Source organism: Leeuwenhoekiella marinoflava DSM 3653, from assembly GCF_900129005.1.
GTDB lineage: Bacteria > Bacteroidota > Bacteroidia > Flavobacteriales > Flavobacteriaceae > Leeuwenhoekiella > Leeuwenhoekiella marinoflava.
The window spans coordinates 131073-143496 of record NZ_FQUN01000014.1; the positions used below are offsets into that span (position 1 = coordinate 131073).

Consider the following 12424-nt stretch of genomic DNA (forward strand, 5'->3'; position numbering starts at 1 on the left):
ACGAGTACGAGCGTATAATATTTAGACCATCCTTCTTTTTTTGGCTGCATCATTGTTTGATTTTTTGGTCATTTTTTCCAACGGAAAGCATATTTGCAAAAAGACGATAGGCTCCAGAAACTCCTGCCGGAAGTTCTCTAAAGAAGCTTAAACCGGTATAAATATAACGACCTTCGCCATACTTAGCGATTAATAAACTGCCATCGCTTGCAGCTTCATCTTTATCATGTATAGAAATTATAGGTTTATAGGCGCTGTCATATTCATCGGGAAAATAAAGGCCACGCTCTTGTACCCAACCTTCAAAATCGGTATTTGTTATTTTATTTGGGTAATTGAGTACTTCAGCTGTTGGATCTAAAACAGTGACTTCTGCAAATTCGTCGGTAACGCGGTCGCTACTTAAATGGAGTGGGTAAGGGCCTAAATTTGGAAAACTAAAACCTCTCGCGGTGTTATACTGTACCAACATAGTGCCGCCATTTTTTACATAATCTAAAAGAATTGGCTGTTTGTATTTGAGTTCATCAACCACATTGTAAGCACGAATTCCCATTACGACAGCATCAAAATTCTCTAAGTTTTTTGCTGTAATTTCTTCCGGGCTAACTTCTGCAACTTGATAACCAATCTGTCTTAAACTTTCAGGAATCACATCTCCCGCACCAGCGATATAACCAATGTAATTTCCTTTTTTGTCAATATCTAATCGAACCAGTTTATTGGTAGAAGGTAGGGTAAGTGTTTGTAAAGGGATGTGGTCATAATCTATACGAACCACTTTATCGGTAAGTGTTTTTCCGTTTAAAACGAATTGCGGTTCTAATAGACCTTCACTTGCATCTTTAGGCGGAGTGACTGTAAATGCGATACTTTTTGTTTCGCCTTTTTGAGCGATATTTACTTTTTGTGGCTCGCTAACCTTCCAGCCGATGGGTACATTTAAGGAAACTGTTCCCGATAGGTTAGAGGTGTATGCTGTTACATCTGTCAAGATTGTTTTAGGTTCCGCATTCGCGAAAATAATAACAGGGTCTTTAACAGCTACCGAAGCTTCCGGAACAATTTCAAACGGTTCGTATACTTCACCTTCAACACGATCAGTGTATTTGTAAACCAAATTTGTTATAAACGGAATGCTAATGGCACCTATTTTTAGATTGAAAATGGCTTTGAAAACCTTAGGAGTTTCAGGTAGGCCGATTAGTTCTTGATCGGTTACTTTATACATTCCCGCAGAACCCTGCTCAGTTAACCAATAAGCCGTAGTAAGATCAGCACCGCCTGTATTAAATTGTACTTGTTCTTTATAATCTGAATTGAATGCTAAATCTTGAGAAATAACAATTTTTTTTCCGGAAGGTACTAACTCAATACTTTCTATTTCTACAGGGAAATGACTTCGGTTAATAGCTTCAAAAGTAAGATTGATTGTCTCATTCGCAATGGCGGCTTGTTGGCCGGTAGCAGCTTCTAGATACAGCCCAGAACACGCTTTGATTATTGAAGTAATTTGCTTGGTTTTTAGATCACGCCAATGTGCATCTTTTAGGTTTTTGATGAGCGTATACGCTTTCAGCAACTCCGGTAAACTAGCCGAAGGATTATTGAAGTCGTAATTTTCTTCAACTTCATAAAGTATTTTACCAATAGCCGCACCGCCTTCAACACGATTCCAAGATGTATCAATGCCTTCAAAAATGTTTCCGCTTTGCGGATAATCTCCTTTTAAAAGTTCAAGGTATTCTACTTGCTCACCACGAGATCCGGTATTACCAAAACCTTGTGATTTATGCTGACTGCGGCTTAATGCTGAAATTTCAGTATTGCTTAAACCGTAAGCCGGGTAGTAGCTACCCACATCTACAGAAACCAGATTGCTTTTATCTGCTTCTTTAAATTTTTCCTGACTGCCATAAAACCACCATGAGGTATTAAAAAACAGGCGTTGTGGTTGCCAAATTTCGGTATATTTTAACTGATTTGGAAAAACCGAAGGATCATTAACCAAATCAAAAGCTTCAACGCTGAGCATAGCAGAGGTCGTGTGGTGACCGTGTGTTGTGCCTGGAGACCGGTGATCAAACCTGTTGATAATTACATCAGGCTTAAAATTGCGAATAGCCCAAACCACATCGCTAAGTACCTGATCTTGCTCCCAGAATTCCAGTGTTTCTTCGGGATTTTTAGAATAGCCAAAATCATTTGCGCGTGTAAAACGCTGTTCGCCACCATCGGTTCTGCGGGCGGCTAATAATTCTTGAGTACGAATAACACCTAGTAACTCTCTGATTTCGGGGCCTATCAAATTTTGACCTCCATCTCCACGAGTAAGAGCTAGGTAACCAGTTCTAGCATGAACATCATTTGCCAGATAAGAAATCATAGCTGTATTCTCATCATCGGGGTGTGCAGCAAAATAAAGCGCTGTGCCTAAAAAATTTAGGCCTTTAAGCTGCTCATATATTTCTGAAGAAGATGGCTTTTTAGGTTTTTGGGCTTGCAACTGTAAGGTAACACAGCAGAGAAGAGCGATAAAAAAGCGCATATTTTAAAAGAATTATTGTGGTTAGGGAATACTCAGACTTAGCTCAAACACGAGCTAAGTCTGAGGTTTTTTAGTTTCCTTAGCAAAATACGAAACATAAATTTTACCCGTAAAAATTAATCAGTTTTTAGATTTAATTTTATCAAAAATCACGCCGTAGCAGCAATTTCTAAAAGTGAATATAATTTTTGTGTAGGCAGGCCCATTACGGTGTTGTACGAACCTTCTAATTTGAGCAAGGCTATATGTCCTATCCATTCTTGAATGCCATAAGCCCCGGCTTTGTCAAAAGGCTTATAGGTATTGATATAATGCTGAATTTCTGCTTCTGAAAATACTCTGAAATGTACCGTTGCGCTGTCGTGGGTAACCCATTGTAGCTTTGAAGTAGTCACACAAACCGAAGAAATAACCTCGTGACTGGTCCCGCTCAATGATTGAAGCATTCTTGTCGCTTCTTCTGCATCTTTGGGTTTACCTAATGCTTGCTCATCTTTAAATACTAGAGTGTCTCCGGTAATTAAAATTGTATCATCTGTAAGTTCATTTAAAAATGCTGCGGCTTTCTTTTTGGCGATATACTTTGCGATTTCTGCTGGTTGCATTCCGGCTGGATAGCTCTCATCAATTGGTTTTAAACGAACTTCAAAATCTACTTCAAGAGCTTTTAGAAGTTCTTGTCTACGCGGGGATTGTGAAGCGAGAATGAGATTTTTATGTTGTAGGAGATTTTGGAGCATTAAATAAGGTTTTAAAATTTTAAGGTTAGTGTCAAAACACCCAACGATACGATACCCAAAAGCATAATAAGTTTTAGCAGTTTAGATAGAAACGTATAATGAATTTGTTTATCAGCATAACGGGCTTTTATGCAAAAAAATACCAGTGGTACCACAACTGCGGCAACTAGGTATATTGAAGTCCATACATTAGCTTGCAAGTAGGCATAGATATATCCCAGAATTGTAAAAATATAAATCACAGCGATATAAGCCGAAAGTTTAGCGGTACGCTCTAATCCTAAAACTATTGGTAAAGACTGAATTCCGGCGGCGTGATCGCCATTTGTATCTTCGATATCTTTAATAATTTCTCTTAGGAAATTGAGCATCAAAGCAAAAATGCCATAGTCTCTTAAGATAGACATAGGCGTAATCAATTCTTGCTGAAACCGATTCAGTAGCGGAAGCATATCAAAAATGATCACAATGAAAATTGAAGAAGCTACGGCAATACTAACGACCAAATTTCCGATTATGATCAGCTGTTTTAAAAAGTTGGCATACACATAGAGTAGTGCTGAAATCAAGACAAAAAGGGTTGCGAAGTTAGTTAAGTCCATACTATAGCACATCAGGAAACCAATGCCCACACCAGCAATATTTAATGCCAGGTAGATAGTAAAAGCAAAACTCTCAGAGAATGAGGATGGAATATAAGTTTTTGTTGGTTTATTGATGCGGTCGCTAACCACATCATTGATGTCATTTATCACATACCCGGCTGCAGCGATCAGAACTGTTGCAATGAGCAAAAGTGCAAAATTAAAATGCGATAGGGCGGTGGGTAGGTTTAAGGCCTTTAAAAAACCATAATGCACTAAAATCTGTGTGAGTACTATGAGTAACAGATTTTTATATCGAATAAATTTAAAGAAGGTCAATCGCTAGAATTTGAAAAGACCAAATATACTAAAAGCCACATATTATGTAGCTTTTAGATCAATTGATGAACTTGTAATATTTACTCGATAATCGAGATTTAAATGCTCTTAGACTTACCTTGAAGTAAAAGCTGTTTCTTTTTTATGCCCCGTGGGTTTGCCTCAAGGTGATTTACTCAAAAATTCTTGAGGCTTTAATGAGTTTAAGATCAACTCAAATGTGATTATTTTTGATCAACATCACCTCCCGAATTTTCGATAACAGCTACTTTTTTTGGTTCTCCCCAGTAGTCTATATCTCCCGCACTTGAAGCTTTAGTAGCGATTTCTTTAGAAACATAAACGCGTATATTAGCTGCGCTAGAAGCTTCTGCGTCACAGAATTCTGCTTTAAGATCTTTAGCATTGATGGTTGCTGCAGAACTTGCATCAAAGCGTAACGTCTGTGCTTCACCTTCTAAATGTAAAGTAGCAGCGCTACTTGCATCTGCATTGATCTCCCGAATTTCAACAGGTACTTTTACAGTAGCAGCACTAGAGACATCAAAAGTGATGCGATCTCCGGTAAGAGTTTCTACTGCTGTGATGTTAGACGCGCTACTTGCTTTTACAGATTCTAAAGGCTGTGTGTAGGTCACGTGAATTTTACGGGATGTTGCATTACCTATATTAGAATTGTCTGTTGTTTCAATACGCAGTGTGTTTCCTTCATAATGAACATCAAGATATTCTAGCAAGTTGTCATCCATTTCTGCTGTGACAGCTGGAGTGGAACCTTTTTTAAGAATTACATCCCAACCGTTACTGGTGTGAATTTTAGAAAAATCCTTTGTGAGATTAAGGTCTTTATTGACTACGTTTCCGTTGCCATTAACCTGCCCCATATCTAAACTGAAATTACATGAGGTCACCATAAGAGCAGTTACTATTCCAATAAGTAATTTGATTAGTGTTGTCATAGTTTTTGTTTTTTGATTGATAAATGATATTAGTTTATAGAATCTAATTCTTTCTCAGGTGTTTCTACTTCAACACCATCTTGCTCAGGTTCTACTTTTGATTGGTATTCATATACGTTATTTGTTACAGTAGAATCTGATGTGCTTTCTGAATATTCCCATTCATTATTTTCTTCCACTTCTTGTTCTATAACTTCAATAGGACAGGTTGTGCAGATCAATTCTGAATCTTGCATCACTGTATAATACCCTATATAGTCACGATCCAGCAAATCAGAATATCTGCTTCTGTGGTAAGTTGATATATTGTTATCTGTAAGAAGTGCCATTCCTTCTGGGATAGCAAGAATCAATTCTACTTCTTGGTCTCTAAACTTGTTTATATAATCGGTTACAAAGAAGTTGTCTAGCAATAAGGTGTTTCCGATAACTTCAAAATTGTAAACAATTTGCTGAGCGCGATTTTCAGCTTCGTTAAAAGAGCTTCCCTGCGCATTCTTTTTAATGATTAGTTTTGTTTCTGGCGAATCACTTTTTTGAACGCTGAGGTTTACATCACGATTGTAAATCACTTTATTACCATTATCGTCTGTACGTATTTTCCAGCTTTGATTGTGATACTTTTCAGCGCTGTACTTGTTTTGCGTTTTCATCTTAACTGTAAGTGTATCTGTAGACTGTACCGGTAACACTTCAGTAATCAACTTTTCACCATCAACTGCGGTAGCCATACCTTGACGTACCCCAAGAACAGCTATTGCGATAAGCGATACTAACCAAAGACCTAGCAGTGTTAATTTCGCCGTAAGGCTTAACCTTTTTAAAGTGTTTACCAGAATACGCAGACCTAGATAAAACAACATAAAGAATGGTATACCAACTGCTAAGAACGTTAAGAGTGTAATCAACCAAAGTGGTGCGCCACTGGTATTTGCCATCTCAACATAATCTGCGATACTGCCGTCAAAAAAGTCTAAAGTTCCTGCAGTAAATAGACCTACAAAAAGACCTATTAGTGTACAACCACCTATTAAGATAAGTAGGATACCTATAAATTTCACAAAAACCTTTAGAATAAACATGATGATTTTGCCCAGCGTACTGGCAAAAGATCCGGCTCCTTCACGAGCTTTGTTACCATACTTAACATAGTCAACATTTTTTACGGAATCTGCAACCGTGTCAAAGCCTTCTTTAACCTTACGCTGAATATTGTCTATGTTGACGGGCTTTCCCCGCATTTCCAGTTTTTCTGATGTGGTACGCGCTTCTGGAACAAAGATCCAGAAAGCGGCGTAGATTAAAATAAATCCTCCCCAAGAGAAAATGGTAAGCAGAATAAGTGCGATACGTAGCCATACTGCGTCTATTTGTAAATAGTGTCCCAGACCAGAACACACACCTCCTATATAAGAGTGCTCTGTATCTCTGTAAAGCTTTTTGGTAGAAGAGTCTGTATAGTTATGCTTTTTTGTAGGTTCATCTTCAAAAATCTCTTCGTCAAGACGGTAATCTTCGGGTTGTCCCATAATGTTGATTACTTCTTCAACTTCGGCCATACCAATTACTTGGCGCTCATTTTTCACACGTTCAGAAAATAATTCTGCTATGCGTGCTTCTATATCCTGTATGATTTCTTCACGACCTTGAGCATCTGTAAACGAACGTTTGATCGCGTCGAGATAGCGCTGCAATTTGGCATACGCGCTTTCATCTATATGAAAAAATAGGCCGGCTAGATTAATATTAACTGTCTTATTCATTGTTTTTTGCTTTTTGATTGGTTACCAGTGAGACGGCTTTTTGAAGGTCATCCCAGGTTGATGATAGTTCATTTAAGAAGAGCTTACCGGTGTCTGTAAGTCCGTAATATTTACGAGGTGGCCCACTGGTTGATTCTTCCCAGCGGTAATTGAGTAAACCAGCATTTTTAAGTCTGGTAAGAAGGGGGTAAATAGTGCCTTCTACCACCAGTAGCTTAGCGTCTTTAAGCGTTTCTAGTATTTCTGCAACATACGCATCTTCATCTTTTAAAATAGAGAGGATGCAATACTCCAAAACACCTTTACGCATCTGCGCCTTTGTGTTTTCAATCTTCATAGATCATGTGTGTTAAGCGATTAATAACTGTTCGTTTTTTGATTCCGCTGAGCGGAAATTTTTTTGAGGATTTCCCTCTTGTTTTCATTTCAGAATCTATTTATACTGAAATGCATTTGCTTAAACCTCAGGTGATGAGTCTGAAGGTGTTTCTTTATCAGAAACTTTAAGCGTCTTTAAAAAGTTTATACATAATGGGTACTTGTATGCTTCTCCATTACTGGCACTTACTGCTGCAGATATCACCGAAAACAAGGTGATGATAAACAGTGCTAGTAAAAGAATACCGAATACAAATACAGTGATGATGAGGCCACTGGCTTGTCCCGGAAACACAAGGTTTTCAAAAGTTTCTTCACTTATATATCCCATTTCGCCCGAAGCAATTAAACCTTGCCATACTAAAAACGGAATAGCGATAAGTATAAGTGCGATTGCATAAATAAACATGCTCATTTGAAAGTTAAGGGCGCGTCTTCCGTGATTATCTATAAATAAAGAATCGCGTTTTAGCGCTAACCAAATAAGTAGGGGAGCGATAAAATTCCCTAACGGAAAGATGAATTGCGTAAATACAGATAAGTGTATAAATGCTGCTATGTTTTTCTGATTGGTTTTGATGCTAGTTTCCATTGCTTATTATTTTCTTATGCAAATATATATATAAAAGCAGGTATTTTGTATTACATAGTACTTTAATTTAACTAAATATTAACAAAAAAGAAACTTACAGAAATCAGATTAGAAGTCTATTTTTGAGGTATAAACACACAGATTATGGTAGTTACTCCCGGTAAATTCAATAAATTTTTAATGTTCAAACTACCATCAGCCTGGTTGTGTGGTGTGCGTGTACGAGCAATTTCTGATACCAGTTGTACAACAACGGTAACCCATAAATGGATCAATCAAAACCCGTTTAACTCCATGTTTTGGGCTGTACAGGGTATGGCTGCTGAGCTGAGCACCGGCACGATGGTAATTGCTCAAATACAGAAAAGTGGTAAAAAGATATCAATGCTTGTTGCTAATAATAAAGCTTCATTTAGTAAAAAGGCAACTGGGAAAATTACATTTATCTGTGAAGAAGGGCATAAAATAGAAGAGGCGATTGCTAAAACCGTTGAGACTGGAGCAGGTCAGACCTTCTGGATGAAAAGTGTAGGTAAAAATAAAGATGGAGTAGTAGTGAGTACTTTTGATTTTGAATGGACGGTGAAAATAAAAAGTTAAATATTCACTCATTTCTAATTGCTAAATATCAATCAGTTATTTTATTAGAATGTAGTAATTCTTATTTATATGTAACGTTTGTTTCGTGACAACTACTTATTAATATCAATCAAATCAAAAACGAAATATAAATGACAGCACACGAAATAGATTACCAGATCTTTGGAGAGGAAATGCAATATGTAGAGATCGAACTAGATCCTCAGGAAGGCGTGATTGCAGAGGCGGGGACCTTTATGATGATGGAAGACGGTATTAGAATGGAAACCATTTTTGGTGACGGTTCTAAAAATGATTCAGGGTTACTTAACAAAGTCTTTGGTGCCGGAAAGCGATTGCTAACCGGTGAGAGTATGTTTATGACAGTTTTCTATAACGACATTATCGGAAAGAAGAAAGTAAGTTTTGCTTCTCCGTATCCAGGAAAAATCATTCCTATAGATCTTACTAAAAATGGCGGAAGATTTATTTGTCAAAAAGATGCATTCTTATGTGCGGCAAAAGGTGTTTCAATTGGTATTGAATTTTCAAGAAAATTAGGTCGTGGTCTTTTTGGAGGAGAAGGTTTTATTATGCAGAAATTAGAAGGTGACGGTATGGCTTTTGTACACGCCGGCGGAACAACTTTTAAAAAAGAATTACATCCCGGAGAAAAATTAAAAGTAGATACTGGTTGTATTATAGGTTTTGATCATACAGTGAATTACGATATAGAATTTGTAGGAGGTATTAAGAACACAATTTTTGGAGGAGAAGGTGTTTTCTTTGCAACACTTTCTGGTCCGGGTACGGTTTATATTCAGTCGTTGCCATTTAGTCGTCTGGCAAAACGGGTTTTAGCATCTGCTCCTCAAATGGGAGGAAAAGATAAAGGTGAGGGTAGTATTTTGGGAGGTCTGGGAGATCTGTTAGACGGTGATAATAGATTTTAATCCTTTAAATAAAGTAGGATTTACGTGTTTTAACAATTTTTTTAGATTTAAAAACTTATTTTTAATAAGAAATTTTAACAAACCTGCTTATTGAATTGAAGATTACCTAACAAAAACATCTAATCTAAAAACAATCAAATATGGCAAGAGCAATGTTTGAGTACACTAAAACTATTTTAAAAAAAGTAAGTTTTGATAGTGTACTTTTTTGCAAAGAACTTCAAAAAGCTGCAAAACGATTACTTCCTTATGAATTGGAAGAATTAAGAGTCTGGATTCAGGAACTAACCAAAACAAATCCAGAATTGAATCAATGTATGATTTATCTCAATGCATAACGTATAATATGAAAAAGGCTTCTCGTTCGAGAAGCCTTTTTTATATTCACTGGTTTTTAACTCACTTACTTTTTTGAGGGAGTGGACTTATAATCTCTACATTCTGAAATGTAATTGCTCCTTTTACAACGCCTGCAATGGTTGAGCGTAATGCTTCAATAATTTGCATTTTTAATTCACTCTTGTGGTAAAGAAGACTTACTTCCCGTGCTGGAGCTGGTTCTTTAAAGTGATGTAGATATTTTTTTTCGGTATCTTTAATATCTAATGTATGCAAATAAGGTAACAATGTCATTCCTAATCCTTCATTGGCCAAACGAACTAAAGTTTCAAAACTTCCGCTCTCTAAAGAGAATGTTTCATCTTCATAGTTTCGATTGGTTTTGCATAGATTAACAACTCCGTCTCTAAAACAGTGTCCATCTTCTAATAATAACATGTCATTAAGATCAAGGTCAGCAACAGTTATTTTTTGAATATTATGTAAGGAATGATTTTCGGGTATATAAGCTACAAAAGGTTCGTAATATAAAGGACGCTCTTTAATATTTTCTAATTGTAGAGGAGTTGCTGCAATCGCAGCATCCAGATGACCTTCTTCTAGTCGTTCTATTATTGTTTCCGTTGGTAATTCTTCAATCTTTAATTTAACCTTAGGATATTTATTGATGAAATTACGCAGGAACATCGGTAGAAGAGTGGGCATAACCGTAGGTATAACCCCGAGTTTAAACTCTCCTCCAATAAATCCTTTTTGTTGATCTACAATATCTGCGATACGATTTGCTTCGTTTACGATATTGCGCGCTTGAGTTACAATTTTACTACCTATATCTGTCAACTCTATAGGTTTCTTACTTCGGTCAAAAATTAAAATATCAAGCTCATCTTCAAGCTTCTGAATTTGCATACTCAACGTAGGTTGAGTCACAAAGGTTTTTTCTGCAGCTTTAGTAAAATTCTGATTTTCTGCAACAGCAAGTACATATTTTAATTGAGTAATCGTCATAGGTGTAAATTAAACTTCAAAAATATAACGACCGATTGATTTTTCTTATAAAAAATGTGATAAATATTGGGTTTGCTCTATTGCTAAATAACTTCGATTAAAATCTAATGTTTAACGAAATCGGTTCATCTTTTAATTCAAATTTACAATCTTCCCATTGTGGGGGTCCCATAGCCATAATATTGTTTGAAGAACCGTAAGACTCCTTTGGCATTCCGTTGGTTTCAAAATCCATTTTGCCGTTTCCATTTTTATCGTGATAGCATAAAATGGCATAGGTTCCGGAAGCGATATTCTCAAACACCACAGAAGTTTTACCATCTTTAATTTCACTATTTGCAACTTTTAAAGGCATACCCATAAAGTTGTCTTTATTATATAGAGTATAACCTACAGTGCCATCATCACTGTTTGCATTTTCTATAGTCACTTTAATAGAGGAAATTTCTTGAGAGTAACTTATTAAACTGATAAATGTCACAAATAATAAGAGTGTAGTTTTCATAATGTTAATTTTAGAATTAATACTGATGCTAATCTATTAGAGCTTGTTTATATATGAGCAAAGAATAGCACTCAGTTGTAGATTAACAAGGACGAACTGTTTATCTTATACTTTAGAGGAGTAATTAATGGGGTTAGAAATATAATTTTGGAGGCTTTGAATTATTTTTAAGCTTAATCTAGGCGGATAAGAGGAATAAATCACCTTAATAATTAGATATACTGAAACAAAACAGGAAATTGAAAGTTTTTGCCTAAATCTCATTTTGTGCATTTCATCGAGTAAAGTGTCTGTGAGACTTTGGTTTCCCTGTTTTTTATGGAAATTCTACCAGTGGTAATCGGGTAAAACAAGTTCTTTTTAAGGATATATTATAAAACGTGTTAGTTGTAAGTCTTTGGTTTTAAGGTTTTGGGTAATAATTTTCAAATAACTTTAAAAAATCCCTTGCCGGGTCAGTTATTGGTTCTATATTTGCGCCTCCAAAATCGGATATAAAAAACGGTTTTACGTTCTTTGTTAAATAGATAAAATAAAGTTTTAGAAAAGCTTGTTAGTAATAGAAAAAGGGTAGTATCTTTGCCCTCCGGTTTTTTGGCAAAAAAAAGCGGGTAAGTTCTTAGAAAAGTTGCTTGTAGAGAGGCTAGAAAAAACTTCAAATTTTATTTGTTTGATAAATAAAAAGAGTTGTATATTTGCAGCCGCTTTCACGGAGAGCAACGCACATTGAAAATGAGGTGATTTGGTGATAAAATTAAGGTTCGATTCCTTAGCATCTTTCAAGAAGTTTCTTCTTTAATTAGAGGGAAAGTTATTTGACATATTGAATTGACAACGCGTATTATTTAGAGATAGATAATATTTGAATTAAAACTAGAACGACCATTTTGAGCACTCTTTTAGAGTGTGATTAAATTTCCTTATATCGTGGAATATTATAAAAGACACTACGATGAAGAGTTTGATCCTGGCTCAGGATGAACGCTAGCGGCAGGCCTAACACATGCAAGTCGAACGGTAACAGGGAAAAGCTTGCTTTTCTGCTGACGAGTGGCGCACGGGTGCGTAACGCGTATGCAATCTGCCTTGTACTGGAGTATAGCCCAGGGAAACTTGGATTAATCCTCCATAGTCTAT

At 36.3% G+C, this 12424-nt stretch carries 12 protein-coding genes and 1 rRNA gene; 4 read left to right on the forward strand and 9 right to left on the reverse strand.

Features of this window, described 5'->3' with window-relative positions:
- Positions 1-49: 49 nt before the first annotated feature.
- The 7 genes from BUB91_RS13760 to BUB91_RS13790 form a co-directional block, all read right to left on the reverse strand.
- A complete protein-coding gene (locus BUB91_RS13760; protein ID WP_073099868.1) occupies positions 50-2548 on the reverse strand; it encodes a PIG-L family deacetylase in 2499 nt (832 codons plus the stop codon).
- Positions 2549-2697: 149 nt separating this feature from the next.
- Positions 2698-3288 (reverse strand): Maf family nucleotide pyrophosphatase, encoded by a 591-nt coding sequence (locus BUB91_RS13765; protein WP_073099869.1) that lies wholly within the window; start codon positions 3286-3288, stop codon positions 2698-2700.
- 11 nt (positions 3289-3299) lie between these two features.
- On the reverse strand, positions 3300-4211 hold the full coding sequence (locus BUB91_RS13770; protein WP_073099870.1) for a geranylgeranylglycerol-phosphate geranylgeranyltransferase: 912 nt from the start codon (positions 4209-4211) through the stop codon (positions 3300-3302).
- 224 nt (positions 4212-4435) lie between these two features.
- Positions 4436-5170, reverse strand: coding sequence for a head GIN domain-containing protein (locus tag BUB91_RS13775; RefSeq protein WP_073099871.1), 735 nt, complete (start codon positions 5168-5170; stop codon positions 4436-4438).
- A gap of 29 nt (positions 5171-5199) precedes the next feature.
- Positions 5200-6933 (reverse strand): PspC domain-containing protein, encoded by a 1734-nt coding sequence (locus tag BUB91_RS13780; protein WP_073099872.1) that lies wholly within the window; start codon positions 6931-6933, stop codon positions 5200-5202.
- Entirely contained in the window at positions 6926-7270 is a 345-nt protein-coding gene (locus tag BUB91_RS13785; protein WP_073099873.1) for a PadR family transcriptional regulator, read from the reverse strand. Before BUB91_RS13785 ends, BUB91_RS13780 begins: the two co-directional genes overlap by 8 nt.
- Before the next feature lie 120 nt (positions 7271-7390).
- Positions 7391-7903, reverse strand: coding sequence for a DUF4870 domain-containing protein (locus BUB91_RS13790; RefSeq protein WP_073099874.1), 513 nt, complete (start codon positions 7901-7903; stop codon positions 7391-7393).
- 144 nt (positions 7904-8047) lie between these two features.
- On the opposite strand from BUB91_RS13790, the gene BUB91_RS13795 reads away from it, so the two are divergent.
- The 3 genes from BUB91_RS13795 (at position 8048) to BUB91_RS13805 (ending at position 9773) form a co-directional block, all read left to right on the forward strand.
- Positions 8048-8503: a DUF4442 domain-containing protein gene (locus tag BUB91_RS13795; RefSeq protein WP_073099875.1), complete on the forward strand. Its 456-nt coding sequence runs from the start codon at positions 8048-8050 to the stop codon at positions 8501-8503.
- Positions 8504-8634: 131 nt separating this feature from the next.
- The gene (locus tag BUB91_RS13800; RefSeq protein ID WP_073099876.1) at positions 8635-9435 is read left to right on the forward strand and encodes a TIGR00266 family protein; all 801 of its coding nucleotides are present in this window, start codon (positions 8635-8637) and stop codon (positions 9433-9435) included.
- Between the two features lie 140 nt (positions 9436-9575).
- On the forward strand, positions 9576-9773 hold the full coding sequence (locus BUB91_RS13805) for a hypothetical protein (protein WP_073099877.1): 198 nt from the start codon (positions 9576-9578) through the stop codon (positions 9771-9773).
- Between the two features lie 61 nt (positions 9774-9834).
- Here BUB91_RS13805 and BUB91_RS13810 read toward each other — a convergent pair whose 3' ends face one another.
- Both BUB91_RS13810 and BUB91_RS13815 read right to left on the reverse strand, forming a co-directional pair.
- Positions 9835-10782 carry a LysR family transcriptional regulator gene (locus tag BUB91_RS13810; protein ID WP_073099878.1) on the reverse strand — a complete coding sequence of 316 codons (948 nt, stop codon included), beginning with the start codon at positions 10780-10782 and terminating at the stop codon, positions 9835-9837.
- A gap of 97 nt (positions 10783-10879) precedes the next feature.
- Positions 10880-11287 carry a DUF2141 domain-containing protein gene (locus BUB91_RS13815; RefSeq protein ID WP_073099879.1) on the reverse strand — a complete coding sequence of 136 codons (408 nt, stop codon included), beginning with the start codon at positions 11285-11287 and terminating at the stop codon, positions 10880-10882.
- Between the two features lie 949 nt (positions 11288-12236).
- Between BUB91_RS13815 and BUB91_RS13825 the strand changes: the two genes are divergently transcribed.
- Positions 12237-12424 (forward strand): 16S ribosomal RNA (locus BUB91_RS13825); the annotation flags it as partial.

What these genes read in the sequence shown, in the direction of transcription:
- BUB91_RS13760 (WP_073099868.1), bottom strand. Translation starts at nt 2,548, where the DNA reads ATGCGCTTTTTTATCGCTCTTCTCTGCTGTGTTACCTTACAGTTGCAA.
- BUB91_RS13765 (WP_073099869.1), bottom strand. Translation starts at nt 3,288, where the DNA reads ATGCTCCAAAATCTCCTACAACATAAAAATCTCATTCTCGCTTCACAA.
- BUB91_RS13775 (WP_073099871.1), bottom strand. Translation starts at nt 5,170, where the DNA reads ATGACAACACTAATCAAATTACTTATTGGAATAGTAACTGCTCTTATG.
- BUB91_RS13780 (WP_073099872.1), bottom strand. Translation starts at nt 6,933, where the DNA reads ATGAATAAGACAGTTAATATTAATCTAGCCGGCCTATTTTTTCATATA.
- BUB91_RS13785 (WP_073099873.1), bottom strand. Translation starts at nt 7,270, where the DNA reads ATGAAGATTGAAAACACAAAGGCGCAGATGCGTAAAGGTGTTTTGGAG.
- BUB91_RS13790 (WP_073099874.1), bottom strand. Translation starts at nt 7,903, where the DNA reads ATGGAAACTAGCATCAAAACCAATCAGAAAAACATAGCAGCATTTATA.
- BUB91_RS13795 (WP_073099875.1), top strand. Translation starts at nt 8,048, where the DNA reads ATGGTAGTTACTCCCGGTAAATTCAATAAATTTTTAATGTTCAAACTA.
- BUB91_RS13800 (WP_073099876.1), top strand. Translation starts at nt 8,635, where the DNA reads ATGACAGCACACGAAATAGATTACCAGATCTTTGGAGAGGAAATGCAA.
- BUB91_RS13805 (WP_073099877.1), top strand. Translation starts at nt 9,576, where the DNA reads ATGGCAAGAGCAATGTTTGAGTACACTAAAACTATTTTAAAAAAAGTA.
- BUB91_RS13810 (WP_073099878.1), bottom strand. Translation starts at nt 10,782, where the DNA reads ATGACGATTACTCAATTAAAATATGTACTTGCTGTTGCAGAAAATCAG.
- BUB91_RS13815 (WP_073099879.1), bottom strand. Translation starts at nt 11,287, where the DNA reads ATGAAAACTACACTCTTATTATTTGTGACATTTATCAGTTTAATAAGT.